Raw genomic sequence first — 24,943 nt, forward strand, 5'->3', positions numbered from 1 at the left:
GGGGTGTCTCTCGTCGACCCAGGACAAGAACGGGGGCACGGGATGGTCAGGAGGGGTATGGAAAGGCGGATTGCCGGCATCGTCCGTTGGCTGGAACGCTTTCAGCGTTCCTACCGCTCGGGTGCGCTCGAAAACGCCCTGATGGATGCCGAGTGCGCCAGGGCGGACCTCGAGACCCTGCGTCGGGACGTCTGGATGGCTCTGGACCCCTCCTCCGCGTCGAATCGACGCAGAGGGAGGTTGCTGTGCCGTACGGTGGCGTCGGCGCTTCTCGTGATCCTGGCGACGGCGTCTCCGGTGTCCCAGGTGCGGGGAGCACGGCCCGCCGCGCTGTCCGGGGAGCTCCTTGAAGGAGGGGGCGAGCCGTACGATTCCCTCCTGGCCTGGACGTCCCTGGATAGGGAGGATGTGGGGCGGGGGCTGCCGTTGAGGTTCGGATCGTTTGCGGACGAGCCTCCCATGCCGCCTGCGGACAAGACGACGGCTTCCCGAAGGGACAACCCCTCGGGGGCGGGTTCCGAATCCCGCGGGAGGAGCGCCCGTAGGGCCTTGGAGCCCGACGGGCCTGCAAAGAAAAAAGAGATCCCTCACGAGAAGATTTTCTCGTTGCTTCAGACGGGGACTCGGGCATTGAGAAAAGAGGGCCCCGTGATCGCAGTCGATCGGGGACAGGGGAAGGGAGAGGGTGGCCTTTGAGCTACGGTCTGGTTTGGGGGATGTCGGGAAGAGGGAGCAAATTTTTGGGGCTTTTTTCAACTTTGTTTTTTGCCTGTCTTCTGGCATTTTCCGGGCCCGCTCTTGCGGCCGATGCGCCGAGGGTCGTGTCCGTCGACGTTTCGGGCAACGAGCACATCGCGGCGCAGTACATTTTGGGCGTGGTCGAGACGAGGATGGGGGCCGAGCTGAACCGGGACACGCTTCAGAAGGATATCGAGGCCATCTACAGCCAGGGCTTTTTCTCCTACGTGGACGTCGACCTCAGGCCCGAGGGAGAGGGCGTCTCGGTCACCTACTCCGTCCGGGAGAACCCCGTGATCGAGTCGATATCCTTCTCGGGCAACACCATCTACACGAGCGAGGTCCTGATGAAGGAGGTGTTCTCGCAGGTCGGGACGGTCTTCAACCGCGTCTTCTTCCGCAACGATCTCGACAGGATCCAGGACCGCTACCACAAGGGCGGCTACGTCATGGTGCGGATCGCGGACGTCAATGTTGACGGGGGCCGGATCAGGGTCAAGATACTGGAGCCGCGCGTGGGCAACGTGGTGATCCAGGGCAACAAGAAGACCAAGACCTACGTTATCCGCCGGGAGCTCAAATTGAAGGAGGGCGACCTCTTCAACGTGGTTCACTTCCGGCACCATCTGGGCAAGCTCCAGGGGATGGGCTATTTCGAGGACGTCAACGTGGGGTTTGACGCCCCCGAGGGGCGGGACGACGTGGTGGACCTGATCCTGACCGTCAAGGAGAAGAAGACGGCCTCCATCGGCCTGAATCTGGCCTACGGCACGGAGAGCGGGATCAGCGGCGGCCTGACCTACAGCGACACGAACCTTCTGGGGCGCGGATACAACCTGGAGGTCGGGTTCGACGAGGGGGACGAGGCCAGCTACTGGGCCACTCTTTCCAGTCCCTACATGGACAGGAGCACCTATGCCTGGCGCGTCGGGGTGCGCTACAACACCTACGACGACCGTTACTATTACCACAGGGGCGAGAAGCAGTTCGAGTTCGACGAGGAGAGCCTGAACATCTACGCCGGCCTGGGCAGGAAGTTCGGCCGCAAGGAGGACTGGAGCTGGTTCCTCACGCTCCGCCGCCTCGACACCTCCTACTCGGACGTCCACAACACCATTCCCGGTTACGTCGACGACCTGACGATGTGGGCGGGCGTGAACATGACGGCGGAGCTCCAGGTCACCCTGGACAAACGCGAACCCTACCTTCCCTACAGCAAGGGGTTTATCTGGGACGTGACGCTCGAGCAGGCCGCGAAGGTGCTGGGCGGGGAATACGATTACCTGAAGTATTGGACGCAGCTTCGGTATTACCTGCCCCTCAATCGGTTTGTGGAGGGGGTCGTGGACCTCGACGGCCTGTGGACCGAGGACATGCCCGTCCTCTTCGCCGCGCGCCTGAGGGCCGGAGCCGCGACGGTGGACGAGCTGCCCGCCTTTACCCGCTACTCTCTGGGGGGCATGAACACGCTGCGCGGCTACAACAGCCGTTCCTTCGAGGGGAACAGCATGATCCTGGGCAACTTCGAGCTTCGGGTGCCCGTGCACAAGAACTTCTCCCTCGTTGGGTTTTACGACGTCGGGAATGCCGACAACGACATGGACTGGGGCGATCTTCACGATGACTACGGGTTCGGCCTTCGCGTGAAGACCCCGTTCGGGAATCTCCGTCTGGATTACGCCTATGGCGAAGACGAGAACAAGACGTATTTCGGCTTTGGAGAGATGTTCTAAAGGGACGTTTCCATCGCTTCACGCGGGATTTTCGGGGAGGGCTGCGGTGTTCCTTCTGGGGGCTGCAGCTTTCCTCTTGGGGGCGTTCGTGCCCCCCAGTGCGGCCCTGACGGTCTCGGGGCTGCCGGAGTGGCTCGCGCCCTCCGTCCTCCGGAGCCTGGAGGCCGTTTGGGACGAGATCCCGAGCGGTCCGGAGGTCGATCGGACGGGGACCCTGTCCGTCGTCGCCACGCGTCTGTTCGCGGGATACCGGGTGGCCGTCGTTGCGGGGCCGGAGGGCCCCAGGGTGCTCTTCGACGGGGCGGGGACTCCGGCCTGGAGCGTCCGGCCCTCCCTGCCCGAGATCCGGGAGCCCGTTCTTTCGTGGTTCGTATCGGATCTCAGCGGTCTGGAGGACGAGGTCGCGTCCCTGACGTCAGGGCTGCCCCCCGAGGCGCTCTCCTGGGCCGACGTCCTGCTCCGGGAAAAGATCGGAGAGCTCATGGAACGGCGTCTGCCGGGCTGGGACTTCTCGGTCCGGGCCGTTCTCGAGGGGACGGAGGCCGCCCTGGTCCTTTCTTTCCGTCCCAGGCAGCCCCTGGTGCTGGCCGTGACCCCCTCGCTCTACTCCACGACGATGCCCGCCATGTTTCAGTCGGACCTCGAGGCCAAGCTGCTTCCGGGGCTCTCTCCCCTGATCGGCCTCCCCGTCGAGTGGGTGGCCCGCCATCGTGAGGGGGTCGAGGCTCTGGCCCGGAACTTTCTGGAGGATCGGAATTCCGTCTCCAACCTCCGGGCCAGGGTTGCGGTTTCCTTTGTCCCCGGGGCCGTTTCGAAGATGGATGCCCGCGTGGACAGCGACCGCTTTCTCTTTCACGTCTGGGTGGCCGCCTACGCCGGGCTGGAGGGACGCTATCCCGAGGCGGGGCTGTTCCTGGGATGGAACACCGCCCATCTGACGGGGGTGGACCTCGAGCTGTACGGGGAGGCCCTGGTGGAGCTCGAGGATTTCGGGATGACCCGCCGGCTGGGTGCGCGCATGCGCGTCCTCGGGGACCTCCGGCTGGGCGTGGAGATGGAGTGGCCGGAGGGCATCGGATTCTATCGGGCGCTCTGGGATCCCGGGCGGGTCCGCAGGCCCTATTTCTGGTGGCGTTACGGTCCCGACTGGGGGCACGAGGCGTCGTTGGGCTATCGCTTCAACGAGCACCTTTCCGTCGAGATTCACTATAGCGGCGGCGGCGAGGACAAGATAGGCCTGAGGGGGATTCTGTCCCTGTGACCCCGGGCGGCCGGGAACCGTGCGGATATGGAGATGAAGAGGACGATGGAGATCACGCTGGCTACGCTGGGAGCGAAGTTGGAGATGGAGGTGCTGGGGGACGGAGGGCGCGTGGTGCGCGCTGTGACCACCCCCGAGGATCCCCGGGAGGACGGGCTTTGCGTCGTCTGGGACGAGCGGGTGCTCTCGGACCTGCCCCCCGACGTCTTGCTGATGGCGTCTCGAAGCGCCTTTACGCCTGGCCGCGGGGGGCTCGTCTCCGACCGCCCCAAGGAGGTCTTGCCCCGGCTGCTGGCGCTCTTCGCCCCGCCTCGTCCCGCCACGAGCGGGACGCACCCCTCCGCGGTCGTCGCCGAGGATGCGGACGTCCGGGACGGCGCGTGGGTGGGGGCCCTGGCGGTGGTGGGCTCGGGCTCGGTGATCGAGCCGGGGGCCCGGATCGAATCCGGGGCCTATGTCGGGAGAAACTGCCGGGTCGGTCGGGGGACGCTCGTCGAGCCCCGTGCCGTACTGTTGGACAACACGCGCGTCGGCCGGGACTGCATTCTGCACTCCGGCTGCGTGCTGGGATGCGACGGCTTCGGCTTCGTCCCTTCGCCCGAGGGGCCGGTGAAGATTCCGCAGATCGGCGGGGTCGTGATCGGGGACGCCGTCGAGATCGGAGCGTGCAGCACCGTGGACCGCGGCACGATTGGGGATACCCTGGTCGGGGATGGCACCAAGATCGACAACCATGTGCAGATCGGGCACAATGTCCGCATCGGCCGTTGCTGCATCATCTGCTCGATGTCCGGGATCGCCGGAAGCTCCGTCCTGGAGGACGGGGTGACGCTCTCCGTTCAGGCGGGGGTGACGGACCACGTGCGGATCGGCAGAGGCGCGGTCCTCGCCGCGCGCAGCGGCGTGACGAACGACATCCCCGCGGGGGCCGTCATGTCGGGCTTTCCCGCGCGGCCGCACGGTGCGGCAAAGCGTGCCCAGATGCTGGCCGCCGAGCTCCCCGAGCTGTTCAAGCGGCTCCGTCGTCTGGAGCGGGCCGTGAAGGGCCGGGAGGAGGACGGGGATGCCTGAGGTCGGTCGTGGAGTCGCTCTCTCGCCCTTCCGGCGCCTGACGGGCGGCTTTATCCTGCGGGGCGTCGGGCTGCACTCCGGCCGGGACTGCGTCCTGACCGTCGAGCCCTGCGACGGCGGACCGATCTTGTCGCACGAGGGGATGTCTCTGCCCCTGAGCGAAATGGGGTTGTCCGGGGACGCTCGGGGCTCGGACTACGTCTTTCCGGACGGGCGCCGCATCCGGACCTGCGAACACGTGCTCTCCGCCCTGGTAGGGCTGGGGGTCTGGGGTTTTCGTCTGACGGTCGAGGGGCCCGAGATGCCCGCGCTGGACGGCTGCGCGGAGCGGATGGCGGAGCGCGTCCTGGAACATTCCGAGCGCTGCGCCTCCGGGCCGGAGCCCTTTGCCCTCTCGACGCCCCTGCACGTCGGCGACGCGTCCCGTTTCGTCGCGGCCTTCCCCGCGTCCGCCTTCGGCGTCACCTATGCGGTGCGCTACGCCTCGCCGCTGATCGGAACGCAGATGCTGGATCTGGCGGGTGGGGCCGAGGCCTACCTGGAACACGTCGCCCGGGCCCGGACCTTCGCCATGGAGGCGGAGATCGAGGCGCTGAGGGCGCAGGGCATGGCGTTGGGGGGATCCCTGGAGAACGCCGTCCTGGTCGGAGAGACGGAGGTCCGGGCCTCGGGAGGGCTCCGCTGGCCCGACGAGTTCGTTCGGCACAAGGTGCTGGACCTCATCGGCGACCTGGCCGCCGTCGGCCGGCCGCTGCGCGCCCACGTCGTCGCGGTCCGGGCCGGACACGAGCTGCACCTGCGTCTGGCGGAGCGGCTGCGCGCTCTGAGCCGCGGGCTTTGAAGGATAAAATTTTTTCTCGGAGGTACTTCCATGGACATTATGGAGATCATGAGGACCCTGAAGCACCGCTACCCCTTCCTGATGGTGGATCGGATCACGGAGTACAGCGACAGTCACGTCGTGGGGTACAAGAACGTCACCATCAACGAGCCGTTTTTCCAGGGGCATTTTCCCGAGGAACCCGTCATGCCGGGGGTGCTGATCCTTGAGTCCATGGGACAGGTCGCCTCGGTCATGGTCGCGGTGCGCCTGGGCGAGGAGCAGGAGGGGAAGATCGCCTTCCTGGCCGGGGTGGACAACGCGCGGTTCCGTAGGCCGGTGCGGCCCGGGGACAGGCTCGTGACCCGGGCCGAGCTCACTCGCCTTCGCGGTACCATCGGAAAGGCCAAGGTGACGGGATTCGTGGACGACGAGGTCGTCGCGGAGGGGGAATTCGTCTTCATGGTGGCCTCGACCCTGAAGAAGGGGGGGGCCGGAGGGGAGGGGGCAAAATGAGCGTGACCGTCCATCCCACAGCCGTCGTCGCGCCGGGGGCCGAGCTGGGGGACGGTGTTCGGGTCGGTCCCTACTGCCGCATCGCCCCGAGGACGACGATCGGAGAGGGCACGGTTCTGGAGGCCTTCGTCAGCGTATGCGACTGCGTGACGATCGGCAGGAATTGCCGGATCCACGAGTTCACCGTGCTGGGCGGGGATCCGCAGGACCATGGCTATCGGGGCGAGGAGACCTGGGCGCGCATCGGGGACGATAACGTCATTCGGGAGAACGTCACGATCAACCGTGCGACGGGCGAAGGGTGCGAGACCGTGGTTGGAAACGGCTGCTTCCTCATGGATGGGGTGCACCTGGCGCATAATGTCCGGTTGGGCGACCACGTGACCCTCGCCAACAAGGTGGGGCTCTCCGGCTTCGTCTCGGTGGGGGATCATACCGTGTTCGGCGGCATGTCGGGCGTCCATCAGTTCGTTCGCATTGGAAGCTATTGCATGATCGGGGGGCTTTATCGCGTCACGAAGGATGTCCCCCCCTACACGCTGGCCTCGGGGGAGCCCCTGCGGCTCACGGGGCTGAACGTCGTCGGCCTGAAGCGGGCCGGCTTTTCCTCCGAGGTGCGCGGGGCCGTGCGCGCCTTCTACAGGGAGCTTTACCGCCGGGACCGGCTCTTCTCCCAATCCCTGAAGGAGGCCCGGGCGACTCGCGAGGCCCGTACGCCCGAGGTCCGGGCGATCCTGGACTTCTACGAGGGAAGCCGCCGCGGGGTCACCTTCTGGGGGCGCGGAGCGGGGGAGACGCGCGAGGACTAGGCGCCGAAGGACGCCTCGTCATTTTCGTTTTGGAGGGAGGTCGTTTTTCATGAGGGCGGATTCCGGATCGATACGCAAAACGGTGGACATTCCCGGGCTGATCAGCGATTACTACACCCTCGGTCCCGACCCCGACGACGGAGCGCAGCTCGTGGCCTTCGGGACGTCCGGGCACCGAGGCTCCTCGTCCCGCAAGAGCTTCAACGAGGCGCATATCACGGCCGTCGCGCAGGCCGTCGCGGAACACCGCCTCGAGGCGGGCATCACGGGCCCCCTTTACATTGGCGCGGATACGCACGCTCTGTCCGAGCCCGCGCTCCGGACCTGCGTGGAGGTCCTGGCGGCCGGCGGCGTGACGATCGTCCTGCAGGAGGGCCTTTCCCCGACTCCTACGCCCGTGGTCTCCCGTGCGATTCTCCGGCATAACCGGGAGCGCGGGGCGCGGGGCCAGGCCGACGGCCTGGTGATCACTCCCTCGCACAACCCGCCGGAGGATGGAGGCATCAAGTACGATCCTCCAAGCGGCGGCCCCGCCTCGCCGGAGATCACCTCGAAGATTCAAAGGCGCGCCAACGAGCTGATCCGGAACGGCGTGGAGGCCGTGCGGCGCGTCCCCTTCGAACGGGCGCTGAAGCTCGACACCACGGTGTTTTACGATTACGTCATGCCCTACGTCCGGGCGCTCGCGGACGTTATCGACATGGAGGCCATCGCGGGCGCGGACCTGCACATCGGGGTGGATCCCCTGGGCGGGGCGGGCATCGGCTATTGGGAGCCGATCGCCGATCTCTACGGCCTGAAGAATCTGGAGGTCGTGAACCCCGAGCTCGACCCCACCTTCTCCTTCATGCCCCCGGACCACGACGGCAAGATCCGCATGGACTGCTCGTCCCCGTGGGCGATGGCGAATCTGGTCCGGATGAAGGATCGGTTCGACGTGGCCTTCGGCAACGACACGGACTATGACCGGCACGGCATCGTGACCCCCTCGGGGTTGATGAATCCCAACGCCTACCTGGCCGTGGCCGTGCAGCACCTCTTCTCCACCCGCGCGCGCTGGCGGCCGGATGCGGCCGTGGGCAAGACCGTGGTGTCGAGTTCCATCATCGACCGCGTCGCGGAGGGATTGGGCCGCAGGCTCTGCGAGGTGCCCGTCGGGTTCAAATGGTTCGTGGACGGTCTGCTCGACGGCTCCATGGGCTTCGGCGGGGAGGAGAGCGCCGGGGCGTCGTTCCTGTGTCGCGACGGCTCGGTCTGGACCACCGACAAGGACGGGATCATCATGGATCTGCTGGCCGCGGAGATCCTGGCGGTGACGGGCAAGGACCCCTCCCGGCACTACGAGGAGCTGACCGCGCGGTACGGCGCTTCCCGCTACGCACGCATCGACGCGCCCGCCACGCCGGAGCGCAAGGCGGCCCTGGCGAAGCTGTCGCCCGAGCAGGTGAGGGCCGACACCCTCGCGGGCGATCCGATCGTCTCGCGGCTGACCTGCGCGCCGGGCAACGGGGCGCCGATCGGCGGGCTCAAGGTTGTGACCGAAAACGGATGGTTTGCGGCCCGCCCCTCGGGGACGGAGGATCTCTGCAAGATCTATGCGGAGAGCTTCGTGGGGGAGGAACATTTGAAGCGCATCCAGGAGGAGGCGAAACGGATCGTCTCCGACGCGGTCTGAGGGGGCACGGGATGAGGCTCGACAAGTTCCTGAAGCTGGCCCGCCTGGTCAAGCGCCGCAATGCGGCTCAGGAGATGATCGAACTGGGGGCCGTCCGCCTGGACGGCCGCTCCTGCAAGTCCTCCGCCGAGGTGCGGGAGGGGGCCGTGCTCGAGGTGGCCTACATGAACCGGGTCCTGAAGGTCCGCGTGCTCTGCGCGGAGGAGGCGCTTCTGAGGCGGCCCGGGACGGTCTCCTGGGAAGCGGTCGAGGAGCGTGCCGTGATGCCGGACCAGAGCCCCTGGCCCTCCGAGTGACCGCGCCCTCGGGTTGTTCTATAATGAGACCGGCATTCGAAAAAGGAAGGGAGCGGTAGGGCATGGCTATGATAGTCGGAATTCACGGCAGGGAGATATTGGACTCCAGGGGCAACCCCACGGTGGAGGTCGACGTCTTTTTGGAGGACGGCAGCTTCGGAAGGGCCGCCGTTCCCTCGGGGGCTTCGACGGGCGTTCACGAGGCCCTCGAGCTCAGGGACAAGGGGCCTCGCTATTGCGGCAAGGGGGTCCTGAAGGCCGTCGAGAACGTCAACGACAAGTTGGCTTCCGAGCTCATCGGTCTGGATGCCGACGATCAGGGAGGGCTCGACGCCGCCATGCTGGAGCTGGACGGGACGTCCGGAAAGTCGAACCTCGGGGCCAACGCCATCCTGGGCGTCTCCATGGCGGCCGCCCGGGCTGCGGCGCAGAGCCACGGGCTCTCCCTCTGGGCCTATCTGGGAGGCGTGGGGGCGTACATCCTGCCCACCCCGATGATGAACGTCATCAACGGCGGCGCCCATGCGGACAACAACGTCGACATCCAGGAGTTCATGATCGTGCCGCACAAGGCGTCCTCCTTTTCCGAGGCGCTGCGCATGGGTACGGAGACCTACCACGCTCTGAAGGAGTGCGTCAAGGCGCGCGGCTACGCGACGGGCGTGGGGGACGAGGGGGGCTTCGCCCCGAACCTCGGGAGCAACCGGGAGGCCCTGGACCTACTGATGGAGGCGGTGAACAAGGCCGGCTACGCGCCGGGCACGGATATCGGCTTCGCGCTCGACGTCGCCTCGTCCGAATTCTTCAAGGATGGCAGCTACGTCTTCGCCGGGGAGGGGAAGACGTTCTCGGCGGCGGAACTCATCGCGTATTACGAGGGCCTGGTCAAGGACTATCCCATCCTCTCGATTGAGGACGGGATGGCGGAGGACGACTGGGAGGGCTGGACGGCGCTCACCCAGGCCCTGGGCGGCAGGGTCCAGTTGGTCGGCGACGACCTGTTCGTGACCAACCCCGAGATTCTGGGGCGCGGGATCGAGCGGGGGATCGCCAACGCCGTACTGGTGAAGCTGAATCAGATCGGGACCGTCTCCGAGACCCTGGAGGTCATCCGGATGGCGACCCTGGCGGGCTATGCCTCGGTGATCTCGCACCGTTCGGGCGAGACGGCCGATACCTTCATCGCCGACCTGGCCGTGGCCTCGCGGGCCGGCCAGATCAAGACGGGCAGCATCGCCCGTACGGACCGCGTGGCCAAGTACAACCAGCTGCTCCGCATCGAGGAGGAACTGGGCGAGAACGCGCGTTACGCCGGGCTGAGCCTGTTCTCCCGCAAGTAGGGCGGGCCTTCGGAAGCCGTGGCTCCTGCCTCGGCGGGGGAGGGGGCCGGTACATTTTTCGGCGGGGCGCCGCCCCGTCAATCGATATCTCTATTCAGGAGGAATACGTTCATGAAGAAGATCGTCAGCACCGACAAAGCGCCTGCGGCCATCGGCCCCTACAGCCAGGCCGTCCAGGCCGGGCAGTTTCTGTACGTCTCCGGGCAGACCCCGCTGGACCCCAAGACCGGGGCGATCGTGGAGGGCTCCGTGGAGGATCAGGCCGTCCGCGTTCTGGAGAACGTGAAGGGGATCGTCGAGGCCGCGGGCTACTCCATGCAGGATGTCGTCAAGACTACGGTGTTCGCGACGGATATGGCGAATTTCGCGGCCGTCAATGGCGTATACATCAAGTATTTCGGCGAGAACCCTCCGGCGCGTTCCTTCGTCGCCGTCAAGGGACTGCCCAAGGACGCGCAGGTCGAGATCGAGGTCGTGGCCTGGAAGGCGTAACCTCAGCCGGATAGCTCTGGACCGCGTCGCCCTGCGGCGCGGTCTGCTATAATTCAAAAATACCGATCCATTGCGAGTCGTGCCTCTCGCCGGGTGCTCGTGTTTCCGTCGAGGGGTAATTTTGTGCTGAAACGATTTTATTTATCTCTTTAAGGAGGAGTTTTTAATGGCGGATCAGGCGACGACGACGGCGGTCTCTCCCTGCGGAGCGCCCGGCGGCGGAACGGCGGGCGAGGGCGGTGCTGCGGGAGGCGCACAGGGCATGATGGGGATGCTTTTCCCCCTGGCGATATTCGTCCTCATCTTTTATTTCTTTATCATCCGTCCTCAACGCAAGCGTCAGAAACAGCACGACAACTTGATCTCGAGCATCGGCCGCGGCGACCAGATCGTGACGATCGGCGGGTTTTTCGGCACGGTGCGCGAGGTGCGCGACGACACGTTCCTGGTGGAGCTGGCGGAGGGCGTGAAGGTGCGAATCCTCAAGTCCGCCGTTCAGACCAAGAGGGTCGTCTCGGCGTCGGCGCCTGCGGCCGAGGAGAAGAAGGACCAATAGAGGGCGGATGGCGCAACACACGTCGCGGCGCGTCCCCGGCCCGTTCGGGCCCGGGGCCGCTGCGGTAATTTGGATGCAGGGGGATAAGCATGATTCGTAGAGATCGTCTGCGGCTTTGGGTCGTGGTGATCGTCGTTGTTGCCGCGCTCGCCTATGCGTGGCCCGTGGTGGGGCGGCTCAACCTCGGACTGGACCTGAAGGGCGGCGCGCATATCGTTCTTCAGGCCAAGGACACTCCGGAGGCCCCGATGGGAGAGGACAGCATCGATCGTCTGCTGGCCGTTCTTCGCAACCGTGTGGACCAGTACGGGGTTGCGGAGCCGATCATTCAGAAGAGCGGCCAGGACAGGATCATCATCGACCTTCCGGGAATTCAGGATCCGAATGCGGCTTTGGAGCTGATCGGCAAGACCGCGCAGCTGGATTTTCGCGAGGTGCTGGACGTCAGCGCCCCGCCCCCTCCCTCGCCGGAGAGGAAGAACTACGACAGCGACGAGCAGTTTGCCCGCGCGCAGGAGCGCTGGAGGGCGGCTGCGGAGCTGGGAGGCAACGCCAGCGCGGACTTCGCGGTCCGAGCGGCGGGGATCGAGGGGGCGATCGTCGCCCCAGGCGAGGATGACCGAGGGGAGATGCAGGAGGGGCGTTATTACCTGTTGGGCAAGGTGCTCCTCTCCGGCAAGGAGCTGAAGGACGCCTCGATCAACCCGGATCACCTGGGTCGTATGGGGGTCTCGCTCTCCTTCAACGCGGAGGGCGCGAGGCTCTTCGAGGAGGCCACGGCGCGTCTGGTGGACAAGCAGATCGCCATCGTGCTCGACGGCGTGGTGATCTCCGCGCCCGTCGTTCAGGACCGCATCGCGGGCGGAAACGCCCAGATCACTGGGCGCTTCACGCCGGAGGAGGCCTCCCGGCTCGCCATCATGCTCAAGGCCGGTGCCCTGCCGGTGGCGGTCGAGATCGCCGAGAACCGTTCGGTCGGCCCCAGCCTGGGCGCCGATTCCGTCCGCCAGGGACTCCAGGCGGGGCTTTTCGGAGCGGTCATGGTGCTCGTCTTCATGCTGATCTACTACCAGTTCCGAGGCCTCGCCGCGGATGTCGCCCTGGCCGTGACCATGCTCCTGGTCTTTGCCGGGCTGATCGCCTTCAACGCGACTCTCACCCTGCCCGGCATCGCGGGTATCATTCTGACGATCGGCATGGCGGTCGACGGCAACGTCCTGATCTACGAGCGCATCCGTGAGGAGATGCGGGCCGGGAAGACGCCTCTTGCGGCCCTGGATGCGGGCTTCCGGAAGGCGCTGGTGACGATCCTCGACTCGAACATCACCACGCTGATCGCAGCCGTCGTGCTCTTCTACTTCGGCTCCGGGTCCGTCCGCGGCTTCGGCGTCACGCTCTCCATCGGCCTTGTGGCCAGCGTGTTCGCCAATGTCGTCGTCACCCGCGCTCTCCTTCAGATTTTCATGAGCCGGAAGCAGAACGCCCTGAGGCGAAGCTAGGAGGTGGGCGCGATGGGATTCAACATCAACTTTATGGGGTACCGCAGGCCGGCGCTCGTCCTGAGCCTCGTCCTGTGCGTCATCAGCGTGGGGCTGCTGCTCTTCAAGGGGCTGAACCTCGGCATCGACTTCACGGGCGGCAACGTCATCCAGGTGGAGTTCGAGAATCGTCCCGACGTGGCCAGCGTGCGCGAGGTGGTTTCCGCCGTCGTCGCCAAGGGGGCCATGATCCAGAACTTCGGCGAGAAGGGCATCATCATCCGCACCAACGAGGATACGGAACAGAGCCGCGAGCAGGTGCTCAAGGTCCTGAACGACAAGTATGCGGACATGAAGGTCATCGGGTTCGAGAAGGTCGGTCCCGTGGTGGGCCGCGAGCTGCGCAACCAGGCGGTCGTCGGCATCTCCATCGCCCTGGTCGCCATTCTGATCTACATCACGGTGCGCTTCCAGTTCCGCTTCGCGGTGGTGAGCGTCGTCCCCCTGGTGCACGACGTGCTGATCGCGCTGGGCTTCTTCAGCCTCACCCAGATGGAGATCGCCTCCTCGTTCATCGCGGCTCTTCTGACGATCGTCGGCTATTCGCTGAACAACACGATCATCATCCTGGACCGCATCCGCGAGAACTGGAGGAGCCTGCCGAAGGACGGGATCGTCGATCTGGTCAACCGGTCCGTGAACCAGACGTTCTCGCGCACCATCAACACGACCCTGACGACCCTCTTCCCCGTCATCGCTTTGTGCGTCTGGGGCGGGCCCGTGCTTCAGGCCTTCAGCTACGCCATGCTCGTCGGCATCGTGGCCGGCACCTACAGCTCGATCTTCGTCGCCACGGGGTCGCTGGTCGAGTGGTGGCTCTGCAAGCCGGAGTAGGCCTGGCTCCATTTGGAGGATTATGCTGTTTCGAGGGCGGCCCTTTCAGGACCGCCCTTTTGGTACTGAAGGGCGGAGGAGGGGAGGGATCGAGATGAGAAGCGACAAAGTCAAGAAAGGGGCACAGCGTGCCCCCCATCGTTCCCTGATGTACGCGAACGGGTACACGGATTGGGAGATCGGCCGGCCCTGGGTCGGAGTGGTCAATGCCTACAACGGCATCATTCCGGGACATATCCATCTGAACCGCATCGCCGCTGCGGTCAAGGCGGGGATCTACGCGCATGGAGGCCTTCCCCTGGAGTTTCCCTCCATAGGGGTCTGCGACGGCCTGGCGATGAACCACGAGGGGATGCGCTACTCCCTGCCCAGCCGGGAGCTGATCATGGACTCCATCGAGGTGATGGCCCAGGCGCATGCTCTGGACGCCCTGGTGCTGATCACGAACTGCGACAAGATCATCCCGGGCATGGCGATGGCCGCACTGAGCCTGAACGTTCCCGCGATCCTGATCAGCGGAGGCCCCATGCTCCCCGGCCGCGGGGCGGATCGGGGGCTCGATCTGTCGAGCACCTTCGAGGCGGTTGGGGCCTATGCGTCCGGGCGGATCGACGCGGAGGCCCTGGCCCGCACCGAACGGAACTCCTGCCCCACCTGCGGCTCCTGTGCGGGAATGTTCACGGCCAACACCATGAACTGCGTGATCGAGGCGCTGGGGATGGCCCTGCCCGGAAACGGGACGATCCCGGCCGTCTACTCCGAGCGGGAGCGCCTCGCCAAGGAGACGGGGCGGGCCGTCATGATGCTGCTGGAGCGGAACATCCGTCCGCGCGACATCGTTACGGAGCGGGCCCTCGACAACGCTCTGACGGTGGACATGGCCCTGGGCGGCTCCACCAACAGCTGCCTTCACATTCCGGCCATCGCCCATGCCGCCGGCCTGAAGCTCCCTCTCGAGCGCATCGACGCGGTCAGCCGCAGGACGCCGCACCTGTGCAGCATGAGCCCGGGCGGAAAGCACTACATGTACGACCTGTACCGCGCCGGGGGGATCGGGGCCCTGATGCGCCGTCTGGCCGAGGGCGGCCTGCTCGACACCGGCTGCATGACCGCGACGGGCGAGCCGCTGGAGCTCAATCTGAGGATGGCCCCCGAGGCGGACGACGCGGTCATACGCCCGCTCGCCGATCCGGTCCACAAGGAGGGCGGCATCGCGGTGCTGAAGGGAAATCTCGCCGCCTCCGGCTGCGTCGTCAAGCAGGGGGCCGTGCTGCCCGAGATGATGGTCCATAGGGGGCCGGCCCGTGTCTTCGAGAACGAGGAGGATGCGACCCGCGCCATCATGGAAAGGAAAATCGTCCCGGGCGACGTCGTCCTCATCCGGTACGAGGGGCCCCGCGGGGGGCCGGGGATGCGCGAGATGCTGGGGCCGACCTCCCTGCTGGCGGGGATGGGCCTGGACGGTTCCGTGGCGCTCGTCACGGACGGACGTTTCTCCGGGGCGTCGAGGGGGGCCTCCATCGGGCACGTTTCGCCCGAGGCCGCCGAGGGGGGGACGATCGCTCTGATCCACGAGGGGGACACGATCGAGATCGACATCCCGAACCGCAGGATAGCGCTCCTCGTCGAGGATGCGGAGCTGGAACGCCGCCGCGGGGCTTGGGTTCCGCCGAGCAAGGGGAGCGGCAGCGCCTTCCTGGACCGCTATCGCTCCTTTGTGACCGGTGGAGCGGAGGGGGCAGTGTTTCGTTCCTGAGCTTGTGCCTGCGGTTTTTGCGTTCGATGTGTCTTGGGGAAAACGAGTAAAAGGAGAGGTTGCTGCGATGAAAGGACACGCGCTTAAGGATGTCACGGTGAAGCTCGTCGGCGTCGCCATGGGGCGGGAGCCTGCGGAGACGGTCATCAGAAACGTTCGGCTGGTCAACGTCCACACCGCCGAGATCCTGGAAAGGATGGATATCGCCATAGTCTGCGGACGCGTTGCGCTGGTCGGGGACGCGTCCCATACGATTGGGGAGGGGACCCGGGTCGTCGAGGCCGACGGGATGTACGCCACGCCCGGCTTCATGGATGGCCACATCCATGTGGAGAGCAGCATGATGAACGTGCGCGAGTACGCCCGGACCGTGATCCCGCACGGGACGACGGCCATCTACCCGGACCCCCACGAGATCGCCAACGTCCTGGGCAAGGAGGGCGTGCGCTTCATGATCGACGACGCGAAGGCCACGCCGCTCAAGGTCTTTACGGTCATGCCCTCCTGCGTCCCGGCCGTCCCCGCCTTCGAGGACGCCGGTGCGACCATCACCCCGGAGGACGTCGCCGAGTTCATGGCGCTGGACGGCGTCTGCGGGCTGGGAGAGATGATGAACTTCCCCGGCGTGCTGGGAGGGGACCCGGACATCCACCGCGAGCTCTACGCCACCCTCGACCGGGAAAAGACGATCACGGGACACTACTCCATGCCCGAGACGGGGCAGGGGCTGAACGCCTATATCGCGTCCGGGATCCGCTGCTGCCACGAGTCCGTCCGGCGCGAGGACGCCCTGGCCAAGATGCGCCTGGGCATGTACGCGCAGCTTCGGGAGGGGTCGGCGTGGCGGGATCTGGCCGAGGTGATCAAGAGCGTCACCGAGCGGCGCATCGACACGCGCTTCGCCACGCTCATCAGCGACGACACCCACCCGGACACCCTGCTCTCCCTCGGACACATGGACCACATCGTCCGGCGCGCGGTCTCGGAGGGAGTGGACCCGATCACGGCCGTGCAGATGGCGACCCTCAACGTCGCGCAGTGCTACGGCATGGATCGGGACCTCGGCAGCATCGCTCCGGGCCGGTGCGCGGACATCCTGCTCCTCGCGGACCTGGCCCGGGTGGACGTCCGGAAGGTCTTCATCGACGGGGAGCTGGTCGCGGAGGACGGCAAGCTCGTCGTGGAGATCGAGAGGGCGGTCTACCCCGATTTCGTGAAGAACACCTGTCACCTCAAGCGTCCGTTGTCGGAGGCGGACTTCCGCGTCCCGGCGCCGGAGGGGAGCGGTACGAGCGTCCGGACGCGCGTGATCGAGATCATCGAGGCCCGGGTCGGGACCTATGCCCGGGAGATCGACATGCCGGTCCGGGACGGCCATGTTCCGGCGGACCTGAGCCACGACATCGTGAAGCTCGCCGTGGTGGAGCGCCACAAAAACACCGGGACGATGGGCCGGGGGTTCGTCAAGGGGTTCCGTCTGAAGGGCGGGGCGGTGGCCTCCACGGTGGCGCACGACGCGCACAACCTGATGATCGTGGGGACCAACGACGCGGACATGGCCCTGGCGGGCAACACTTTGGCCGGCTGCGGGGGCGGCATGGTCGCCGTTCGGGACGGCCGTGTGCTGGCGCTCCTGCCTCTGCCGATCGCCGGGCTGCTGAGCGAGGAGGAGGCGCCGGCGATCGCCGAGAAGGTGGTCGAGCTGGATGCCGCATGGAAGGAGCTGGGGTGCGACCTGGAGTCGCCCTTCATGACGATGGCCCTGCTGCCGCTCGCCGTCCTGCCGGAGCTGCGGCTGACGAACCGCGGGCTGATCGATACGGTGAACTATCGCTTTACGGAGCTCTTCGTCTGAGGGAGGGGCTCCTCCATCGGGCCATACTTTTCGAACGTTTTGGGGACCGGCTTTCTGTTTCTGCGGGACAGAGGGCCGGTCCTCTGCTAAACTTGCGGCATCGATTTTTTGATCAAGGGGGCATACGGATTGTCTTTCAACAAGGATCGTATTCTGGATTACGTGGTGAACCTGACCCTGGAGCTGCTGGCCATCCCGTCGGTCGCGGGGGACTGCGGAGAGGCGGTGCAGCGGACGGCACGCGAGTTCGAGGCGCTGGGCATTCCCTACCGCGAGACGAACAAGGGGGCGATCATCGCCACGTGGAAGGGCGCCGACGACGAGCGGCACCGGGTGGTGGCCGCCCACATCGACACGCTCGGGGCCACCGTGCGCCTGATCAAGCCGAACGGCAGGCTTCGGCTCTTTCCGCTGGGCGGGTTCGACTGGCGCAGCTTTGCGGGGGAGAACTGCTTCGTCCGAACCCTGGAGGGGCGGGAGTACCGCGGCACGCTGCTGCCGGACCATGCGGCTCGACACGCCTTTGCCGAGGCCGTGCGCAACGAGCCCCACGATCTGGACAACGTGGAGGTGCGGCTGGACACCCGGACGGACTCCAAGGAGACCACGGAGGCCCTGGGGATCCACTGCGGGGACCTGGTCTTCTTCGACCCCAGAAGCGAGCTGACGGAGACGGGGTATCTCAAGTCCCGTTTTCTGGACGACAAGCTGGGGGTGGCCGTCATGATGGGGGCCGTCAAGGCCATGCGGGAGCAGGGGCTGAGCCCGGCCCACACGACGCATCTCTACGTCAGCAACTACGAGGAGATCGGGCACGGCACCCCCGTGATCCCGGCCAAAACCGTCGAGGTCGCGGCCGTGGACATCGGCGTAGTGGCCGAGGGGTGCGCCTCCAGCGAGCACGCCGTCACGATCGTCTCGCGCGACGGGGCCATGCCCTATGACCGCGAGGCCGTACTCCAGCTGAAGCGTCTGGCGGAGGGGGAGGGGATTCCCTACCGGATCGATGCCTACATCAACTACGCCTCGGACGCATCGGTCAGCGTCAAAAGCGGCAAGGACGTGCGCGCAATCTGTTTCGGCCCCGGCGCGGAGGCGACGCACCACTACGAGCGGACGCACCTCGATGCCGTGGATGCCACGGTACGGCTTCTGGCGGCCTATCTTCAGGCGGAGCTCGCCTGACCTCTGCAAGAAACTCTGCGCAGCCGTTTTTCAAGAGCGGACACCAAGCCGATTTGAACGCGTCGATCATCCGAGCGCTTCCGTCAAGCCCCTGATGCCCGCCGCACAGGTTCATGTCCATGCGGTTCCGGTCTTTGCCACCGAGTCAAGTAAGTTTGACCTGCAGTCATTCTACGCTAAAAATGAGAGGCCGTAAGCTCGAGTTTTGTTTGACGGAAGCTCGAAGTTACGGCCTCTTTCCCGTATGTCGAGATAAAGTTTGTGTGCTAAAATAGTTTCAGCAAGTTCCGGTTAAATTGCCGTTAAATCAAACAATGCTGAGCGAGAGCTTACAGGAGGCCCCGAATGTTTCCCTTGTTGTCGGCACCGATGAACACGAAATTGACCGTATTGAAGTCCGGCAGTAATCCCAGGATGTCGAAACACCTCGAAAGCCTGGGGTTGGGCGAAGGGAGCTATCTCACCCTTCTGCAGGATCGGGATGGCGACGTCATCGTCAAGCTCCAGGAGGGCGAAAGCTGTCTGGCCCTGGATCAGGAGGTGGCCATGAGCCTTTTGGTGAGGGAGGCTTAGGCGTTTGTGAAGCTCGGCTTCTTTCCGGGGACTTTACGCGCAACCCGGGGATTTGCGGGGAAACCTTCCCGAAGTGCGCGGCACGAGCCGGGGCGGCGTGGCTTTCCTGAGGTGTTGTCAAACGAGCTGCTGTTTTTGCTTGTTAATGGGGGCCCCGCGCACCCGCAGGGGGAATTCCCGGGCGAGTCGGTGGGGACATACGTCTTTGTTCAGGCATAGGTGGAAAACGATGAGTGATATGACTTTGGCGGATCTGAACCCGGAGGAGTCCGGATTGGTCATCGGGCTGGAGGGCAAGGGAATGCTTGCGCAGAGACTGGTGGATATGGGGCTCTATCCGGGGGTCGCGGCAAAGGTTGTCCGCAGGGCGCCCCTGGGCGACCCTATCGAGGTGGATGCCGAGGGGGCGCTCGTCAACCTGCGCCGCGAAGAAGCTCGTTTCGTGAAGGTGAAGAAGATCTGATGGAGCAGAAAGCCAAAAAAACTGTCGCCCTGGCGGGGCAGCCGAACTGCGGTAAGTCCACGGTGTTCAACAGCCTGACGGGCGCGAAGCAATTTGTGGCCAACTATCCCGGCGTGACCGTCGACAAGATGATGGGCTGGTACAAGCGGGACGGCGAGGACGTGGAGGTCATCGATCTTCCGGGAACCTACAGCCTGACGTCCTATTCCCCCGAGGAGCGGGTCACGCGGGACGTGCTCCTCAAGGAGCCCTTGTCGGCGGTCGTGAACGTCATGGACGCCGCGAACCTCAAGCGCAGCCTGTATCTGACGCTCCAGCTTCTGGAGATGGAGATTCCCTTGGTGCTGGCCCTCAATATGATGGATGTGGCCGAGGGGCTGGGCATCGCCATCGACGTCCCGGGGCTTTCCCGCGAGCTTGGCGCCCCCATCGTCACGACGGCCATCACCCAGGGCCGCGGCCGCGAGGAGCTCTTCGCCGCCATCGCCGACATGTCCCGGTCGAATGCCCGGACGAGCCTTGCCGCCTCCGAGCTCTACCCCGACCTGAAGGATGCCCTGAGGGAGCTGGAGGTCTTGTTGGAGCGCGAGAACGCCCTCAAGGACACCTTTCCCCTGTCCTGGATAGCCGTCAAGCTGATGGAGGCCGATCCCGAGGTCCTCGCCCTGGTGCGTGAGAAGGTCGGGGGGGGCGCGGCCGTCCTGGAGAGGGCGGAGGTCCTGCGGGAGGCGTTTGAAGGGGAGAAGGGGATGGGCGCCGACCTCTACATTTCCGGGCAGCGCAGCCGCAGGGCTGCGGCCATCGCCGGCCGGTTCGTGACCAAAAAGGATACGGGCAAGGCGCCCATCTCCGAGCGCATCGACCGGGCGGTGTGCAACAAGTTCTTCGGCCCCGTCTTTCTGCTCTTCGTCATCTACGGGTTCTATTATCTCTCGTTCATTCAGGGCTACAACCTGACCCAGTACACCTGGCCCATCCTCGCGGGTTTTCGCAGTTTCGCGGAGGGAATCCTTCCGCAGCCCGGGCTCATCGAGCTTCCCCTGTTGCGGGAGTTCGTGCTCTGGATCGTGGACAACCTGAACGCGCTCTTCAACTACATCCCGATCTTCTTCATCCTCTTCGCCCTCATCGCGGTGCTGGAGGACAGCGGATACATGCCGCGCATCGCGTTCGTTCTGGACCGAATCCTGAGCCGTTTCGGGCTCCACGGGCAATCCACCCTGCCGATGATCCTGGGCGGCGTCGTCCTGGGCGGCTGTGCGGTGCCGGCGGTCATGGCCACCAAGGGCATTCCCGACGAGAAGTCGAAGCTGGCGACCATCCTGACCCTTCCCATGCTCAACTGTCAGGCCAAGCTTCCCCTGTATTTCCTGCTCATCAGCATCTACTTCAACGAGACGGTGCGCCTGCCCCTGTTTGGCGAGGTGAGCCAGCAGAGTGTCGTGATCGTCTTCATCCAGACGATCAGCCTGCTCTTCGTGCTGCCGATAGCGAAGATCCTCTCGATGACGGTGCTGCGCCACAAGGAGACGGCCCCCTTCATCATGGAGATGCCGCCCTATCACCTTCCCACCCTTCGGGGGGTCCTGGGCCGTGCGATCGAGCGGATATGGCTCTACATCAAGAAGATAACCACCGTCGTCGCCGCCGTGGCCGTCGTCCTCTTCGTCCTGCTTCAGTTCCCCGGACTGTCTCCGGAGCGCAGGGCCCATTACGAGGCGGAGAAGGACAGGGCCGTTCAGACCTTCCTGGACAAGGCCAGGGGAACGAAGTTTGGCGAGGGGCTCAAGGACGAAAAGGATGTCCTCGATCTGATCCTGTTCCAGCAGGGCTACCGGGAGCTGCTCAAGTCCGGGGCCTCCGCCGAGTCCAAGAAGGCCTACGGGGCCAAGAACCCCGGTTTCTTCGAGATCGTCCAGAACAAGAAGGATCCCGAGGCGAAGGCGCTCGAGAAGGAGCTCAAGAAGCTCCTCACCTTCCGGACCAATACGCTGACGGCCATCCGCAAGGAGCGCATCGACAACAGCCTTCTGGGTAAGGTCGGCCGTGCCCTGGAGCCCATTTCCAGGTATGCGGGCTTCAACTGGCGCGTCAACGTCGCCGTGCTCAGCACGCTGGCGGCCAAGGAAAACAGCGTCTCCACCCTCGGCGCCCTCTACATCAAGGAACCGGGCGAGGGGGAAGCCGAATCGAAGGATGCCGGAACGCTGGAGCAGCGGATGAAGCAGCAGGAGGGTGATCTTACCCCCTTGCACGCGATGGCCCTGATGCTCTTCATGGTCCTCTGTCCGCCCTGCCTGCCCACGATCATGGCCATCCGGGTGCAGACCGGGTCCACCAAGTGGATGCTGTTCGCCTTCTTCGTCCCTCTCTTCCTGGGGCTGCTCACCGCCGTTCTGGTGTTTTCCGGGGGGTCGGCTCTCGGCCTCAGCGGATTCCAGGCGATGTGGATCTTCTACCTGATCCCCCTGACCCTGACGATCCTTCTGGGGCTGGTCAAGACCAAAAGGGTTTACACGTAGCGGATACACGGGCTCCCTCGAAGAGGGACGAAATTTTCGGCAGCTTGCGGTTTTAAGGAACCGCTCGACTGACATACAAATTCAAACGGAGGTTTTCAGGATGAACAGGAAGTTGTTGTCATGCGTTGTGGCGGCGGTATTCGTTATGGCGCTGGCCGGGGCGGCGCTGGCCCACACCCCGCTCTTCTCCTGCTGGGACAACGGCGACGGCACGCTCTCGTGCGAGGGAGGATTCTCCGACGGCTCCTCTGCGGCGAACATTCCCATCCGTGTGGCCAACGACAAGGGCGAGGTGGTCTTCGAGGGCAAGCTGGACGAGAGCGGAGAACTGACCTTCAACAAACCCGAGGGCGTCTTCACCGTCACCTTCGACGGCGGTCCCGGCCACGAGCTCTCCATAAAGAGCAGCGAGATCAAGTAGAGACGTTTCCGGCACCGATATCGAAGTTTGTAGGCCAAAAAACACAAAGGAGTGCTTTGCTTATGAAGAAAATCGTACTGCTGTCGCTCTTTGCTCTGTTCGCCGCGGCGCTTCCCGCTTCGGCCCACTTCCAGATGCTCTACACGCCCCAGACGATCCTGGACAAGGGGGGAGAGGTTCCCCTGAAGCTGGTCTTCACGCACCCCTTCGAGGCGGGGCACACGATGGATATGGGCTCTCCGCAGGAGTTCTTCGTGGTGAACAAGGAGAAGAAGACCGATCTGCTCAAGACGCTGAAGCCCATCACCTGGACGAGCCTGGAGAACAAGGGGAAGGCCTTCGAGACCTCCTTCAAGCTCAAGGGCATGGGCGACTACGTCTTCTGCCTGGTCCCGGCCCCCTACCTTGAGAAGGCCGAGGACGTCTACATCCAGCAGATCACGAAGCTGATCGTGAACAACGGCAGCCTTCCCACCGACTGGGACGCCGACATGGGGCTCAAGGCGGAGATCGTGCCTCTGGACAAGCCCTACGCGATCTGGGCCGGCGGCGTGTTCCGCGGCGTCGTGAAGAGCGAGGGCAAGCCGGTTCCCTTCGCTGAGATCGAGGTGGAGTACATGAACCACAAGCCCGACATGAAGAAGAACGTCTTCGACAAGAAGGCCATGGTCGAGGCCCCGCACGACGCCTTCGTGACCCTGACGATCAAGGCCGACGCCAACGGGACGTTCGCCTTTGCCATGCCCAAGGCGGGCTGGTGGGGTTTCGCCGCCCTGGGCGTCGGACCCGACACGGAGTTCGAGGGGAAGGAGCTCTCTCAGGACGCGGTGATCTGGGTCCAGGCCACCAAGATGTAACCCGCCCGAGGATTGCGCGCGCAGGAAGGTGCTGGAACTCATGGGCGTACAGGAACTTGTCGTCATCCTGATCGCCCTTGCCGCCGGAGGGTACCTGATCCGCAAATGGACCGTCTCGGCGCGTAAGGGAGGCTGCGGCGGATGTGGTTGCGGGTGCAGCGGGGAGAAGAAGTGTCCCCCGGAGAAGGAGTGAACGGCTCCCAATTCGTTATTTCCTCAGGGCGTTGTCCGACTTGGACGGAGGAGGAGGAAGATGTTTATGCGCAAGTCGTTTAGTGTACTGGTTGCTGTGGCGTGTGTTGCGGTGTTCTTCGGTGTCGCGGCCGAGGCCCACGAGTTCTGGGTGAATGCGGACTACAAGGACGGGCTTCTCAAGGCGGATCTAGGCTATGGACATGAGTTTCCCAACCCCGAGCCCATCCCGGAGGATCGCGTGCATCTTTTTGAGATTCCCCAGAGCCTGGTCACCCCCGAGGGAACCGTGGAAATGAAGCAGGCCGGGGCCGACAAGTTCCATTACGAGGTCAAAGCGGATCTGAAGAAGGGCGACTATCTGGTGCTCGGGAACTACAAGCCCACCTTCTGGTCCAAGGGGCCCGAGGGCTGGAAGCAGGCGGACAAGGCCAAGTACAAGGAGCTTACAAAGGCCGATGCCACCTATTCCGAGGAGGCGGCGATGTTCGCAAAGCTCGTCCTGAACGTGGACGGCGCCGACAGCACGAACGTCATCACCAAGCCGGTCGGGCAGCGTCTGGAGATGGTGCCTCAGGTGAACCCCGCGACCGTGAAGCCGGGAGAGCGTTTCCCAGTTCAGGTGCTTGTGGACGGCAAGCCCGCCAAGACGGCGGAGGTGAAGGCCGTCTACGCCGGGTTTACCGGCGACGCGAAGGACGGCGACCCGGTCAACGAGTACAAGGCCTTCTGGGGCCGGACCGACCTGAACGGCATCATCAACATCATTCCGGTCAAGGCTGGATTTTGGAACGCCTCCGTCGAGGTGAAGGTCCCCTATCCCGACAAGGCCGTCGCCGACGAGTACGTCTGGGTGTCCCGCCTGACCTTCAGGATCGCCGAGTAAAGTGTGTGTTCCCGCTCCGGAAGGAGCGGGAACGTTTTTATCCATCGATTGAGAACGGGGTCAACGGCACGGACGAAAGCCCCCCGCCTCCCGGCGGGGGGCTTTTCCGTCCCTCATATTCCGCGACGGGCAAAGGGGCAACGCGCGTGCGGGGTGCTTCGGCCGCTTAAATGTTTGCTCCGATGCCTCGCGGAAAAAGCGGCCTTCTGCTTAAACGGCGGAATGCGAGGGATTGGTGTTTGAATTATGCCAGCGGTCTCAGGGGGTTGCGGTAGATCGAGGCGATGTGCTCGCGGGTGGACTTGACCGGGGCCAGCGAGAGCAAAAGCCCCAGCGATGGCGTCTCCAGGGCGAGGTTGCAGAGGCGATCGACGTCCGCCTCGGTAAAGCCCTCGTCCTGAAGCTTCTGGGTGGCGCCGACGGAGAAAAGCCGCATTTCGAACTCTTCGCTGCGGCCCTTGCCTCGCCCGGCTCCCCTTTCAGTCCGGGCACGATCGGGACGAGCAATTTCGCCGGAATCCTGGTGCAGTCCGGATAGCACTCCAGGACCACAG

25 protein-coding genes are annotated in these 24,943 nt (G+C 64.8%); 24 read left to right on the plus strand and 1 reads right to left on the minus strand.

Going from position 1 to position 24,943, the window contains the following annotated elements; all coding sequences use genetic code 11:
- The first annotated feature begins 57 nt into the window (after positions 1-57).
- From EII26_RS04205 to EII26_RS04320, 24 genes are all read left to right on the plus strand, one after another.
- On the plus strand, positions 58-696 hold the full coding sequence (locus EII26_RS04205) for a hypothetical protein (RefSeq protein WP_124887902.1): 639 nt from the start codon (positions 58-60) through the stop codon (positions 694-696).
- Complete coding sequence (locus tag EII26_RS04210) at positions 693-2,471, plus strand: BamA/OMP85 family outer membrane protein (RefSeq protein ID WP_233572597.1); 1,779 nt, start codon at positions 693-695, stop codon at positions 2,469-2,471. The genes EII26_RS04205 and EII26_RS04210 overlap by 4 nt, the downstream gene beginning before the upstream one ends.
- A 46-nt stretch (positions 2,472-2,517) precedes the next feature.
- Positions 2,518-3,732, plus strand: coding sequence for a hypothetical protein (locus tag EII26_RS04215; RefSeq protein WP_124887903.1), 1,215 nt, complete (start codon positions 2,518-2,520; stop codon positions 3,730-3,732).
- Between the two features lie 27 nt (positions 3,733-3,759).
- The gene (gene lpxD / locus EII26_RS04220) at positions 3,760-4,803 is read left to right on the plus strand and encodes a UDP-3-O-(3-hydroxymyristoyl)glucosamine N-acyltransferase (RefSeq protein ID WP_124887904.1); all 1,044 of its coding nucleotides are present in this window, start codon (positions 3,760-3,762) and stop codon (positions 4,801-4,803) included.
- Positions 4,796-5,644 carry a UDP-3-O-acyl-N-acetylglucosamine deacetylase gene (locus EII26_RS04225; protein ID WP_124887905.1) on the plus strand — a complete coding sequence of 283 codons (849 nt, stop codon included), beginning with the start codon at positions 4,796-4,798 and terminating at the stop codon, positions 5,642-5,644. The genes lpxD and EII26_RS04225 overlap by 8 nt, the downstream gene beginning before the upstream one ends.
- A gap of 30 nt (positions 5,645-5,674) precedes the next feature.
- Positions 5,675-6,139: a 3-hydroxyacyl-ACP dehydratase FabZ gene (gene fabZ, locus EII26_RS04230; RefSeq protein WP_124887906.1), complete on the plus strand. Its 465-nt coding sequence runs from the start codon at positions 5,675-5,677 to the stop codon at positions 6,137-6,139.
- Positions 6,136-6,948 carry an acyl-ACP--UDP-N-acetylglucosamine O-acyltransferase gene (lpxA, locus tag EII26_RS04235; RefSeq protein ID WP_124887907.1) on the plus strand — a complete coding sequence of 271 codons (813 nt, stop codon included), beginning with the start codon at positions 6,136-6,138 and terminating at the stop codon, positions 6,946-6,948. Before fabZ ends, lpxA begins: the two co-directional genes overlap by 4 nt.
- 49 nt (positions 6,949-6,997) lie before the next feature.
- Positions 6,998-8,623 carry a phosphoglucomutase (alpha-D-glucose-1,6-bisphosphate-dependent) gene (gene pgm / locus EII26_RS04240; RefSeq protein ID WP_124887908.1) on the plus strand — a complete coding sequence of 542 codons (1,626 nt, stop codon included), beginning with the start codon at positions 6,998-7,000 and terminating at the stop codon, positions 8,621-8,623.
- 11 nt (positions 8,624-8,634) lie between these two features.
- Positions 8,635-8,919 (plus strand): S4 domain-containing protein, encoded by a 285-nt coding sequence (locus EII26_RS04245; RefSeq protein ID WP_124887909.1) that lies wholly within the window; start codon positions 8,635-8,637, stop codon positions 8,917-8,919.
- A gap of 62 nt (positions 8,920-8,981) precedes the next feature.
- Positions 8,982-10,259 carry a phosphopyruvate hydratase gene (eno, locus tag EII26_RS04250; protein ID WP_124887910.1) on the plus strand — a complete coding sequence of 426 codons (1,278 nt, stop codon included), beginning with the start codon at positions 8,982-8,984 and terminating at the stop codon, positions 10,257-10,259.
- A 111-nt stretch (positions 10,260-10,370) separates the two neighbouring features.
- Positions 10,371-10,751: a RidA family protein gene (locus EII26_RS04255; protein ID WP_124887911.1), complete on the plus strand. Its 381-nt coding sequence runs from the start codon at positions 10,371-10,373 to the stop codon at positions 10,749-10,751.
- Positions 10,752-10,917: 166 nt separating this feature from the next.
- Complete coding sequence (yajC, locus tag EII26_RS04260) at positions 10,918-11,307, plus strand: preprotein translocase subunit YajC (protein WP_233572598.1); 390 nt, start codon at positions 10,918-10,920, stop codon at positions 11,305-11,307.
- An 89-nt stretch (positions 11,308-11,396) separates the two neighbouring features.
- Positions 11,397-12,806 carry a protein translocase subunit SecD gene (gene secD / locus EII26_RS04265; protein WP_124887912.1) on the plus strand — a complete coding sequence of 470 codons (1,410 nt, stop codon included), beginning with the start codon at positions 11,397-11,399 and terminating at the stop codon, positions 12,804-12,806.
- A 12-nt stretch (positions 12,807-12,818) separates the two neighbouring features.
- Entirely contained in the window at positions 12,819-13,679 is an 861-nt protein-coding gene (secF, locus tag EII26_RS04270) for a protein translocase subunit SecF (protein ID WP_124887913.1), read from the plus strand.
- Between the two features lie 94 nt (positions 13,680-13,773).
- A complete protein-coding gene (gene ilvD / locus EII26_RS04275; RefSeq protein ID WP_124887914.1) occupies positions 13,774-15,435 on the plus strand; it encodes a dihydroxy-acid dehydratase in 1,662 nt (553 codons plus the stop codon).
- A gap of 67 nt (positions 15,436-15,502) precedes the next feature.
- The gene (gene ade / locus EII26_RS04280; RefSeq protein ID WP_124887915.1) at positions 15,503-17,290 is read left to right on the plus strand and encodes an adenine deaminase; all 1,788 of its coding nucleotides are present in this window, start codon (positions 15,503-15,505) and stop codon (positions 17,288-17,290) included.
- Between the two features lie 129 nt (positions 17,291-17,419).
- Positions 17,420-18,475, plus strand: a complete 1,056-nt coding sequence (locus tag EII26_RS04285; protein WP_158612154.1) for a M42 family metallopeptidase — start codon at positions 17,420-17,422, stop codon at positions 18,473-18,475.
- A 345-nt stretch (positions 18,476-18,820) separates the two neighbouring features.
- Positions 18,821-19,048 carry a ferrous iron transport protein A gene (locus tag EII26_RS04290; protein ID WP_124887917.1) on the plus strand — a complete coding sequence of 76 codons (228 nt, stop codon included), beginning with the start codon at positions 18,821-18,823 and terminating at the stop codon, positions 19,046-19,048.
- A 229-nt stretch (positions 19,049-19,277) separates the two neighbouring features.
- A complete protein-coding gene (locus EII26_RS04295; protein ID WP_124887918.1) occupies positions 19,278-19,511 on the plus strand; it encodes a FeoA family protein in 234 nt (77 codons plus the stop codon).
- On the plus strand, positions 19,511-22,033 hold the full coding sequence (gene feoB / locus EII26_RS04300) for a ferrous iron transport protein B (protein ID WP_124887919.1): 2,523 nt from the start codon (positions 19,511-19,513) through the stop codon (positions 22,031-22,033). The genes EII26_RS04295 and feoB overlap by 1 nt, the downstream gene beginning before the upstream one ends.
- Before the next feature lie 100 nt (positions 22,034-22,133).
- On the plus strand, positions 22,134-22,454 hold the full coding sequence (locus EII26_RS04305; protein WP_124887920.1) for a hypothetical protein: 321 nt from the start codon (positions 22,134-22,136) through the stop codon (positions 22,452-22,454).
- Positions 22,455-22,516: 62 nt separating this feature from the next.
- Entirely contained in the window at positions 22,517-23,311 is a 795-nt protein-coding gene (locus EII26_RS04310) for a DUF4198 domain-containing protein (RefSeq protein ID WP_124887921.1), read from the plus strand.
- A 28-nt stretch (positions 23,312-23,339) separates the two neighbouring features.
- Positions 23,340-23,504 carry a FeoB-associated Cys-rich membrane protein gene (locus EII26_RS04315; RefSeq protein WP_199735064.1) on the plus strand — a complete coding sequence of 55 codons (165 nt, stop codon included), beginning with the start codon at positions 23,340-23,342 and terminating at the stop codon, positions 23,502-23,504.
- A gap of 66 nt (positions 23,505-23,570) precedes the next feature.
- Complete coding sequence (locus EII26_RS04320; RefSeq protein ID WP_124887922.1) at positions 23,571-24,389, plus strand: DUF4198 domain-containing protein; 819 nt, start codon at positions 23,571-23,573, stop codon at positions 24,387-24,389.
- Positions 24,390-24,633: 244 nt separating this feature from the next.
- Here EII26_RS04320 and EII26_RS13405 read toward each other — a convergent pair whose 3' ends face one another.
- Positions 24,634-24,825: a hypothetical protein gene (locus EII26_RS13405; RefSeq protein WP_233572599.1), complete on the minus strand. Its 192-nt coding sequence runs from the start codon at positions 24,823-24,825 to the stop codon at positions 24,634-24,636.
- Positions 24,826-24,943 lie beyond the last annotated feature (118 nt).

The sequence above is a fragment of the Fretibacterium sp. OH1220_COT-178 genome, from assembly GCF_003860125.1.
Taxonomy (GTDB): domain Bacteria; phylum Synergistota; class Synergistia; order Synergistales; family Aminobacteriaceae; genus CAJPSE01.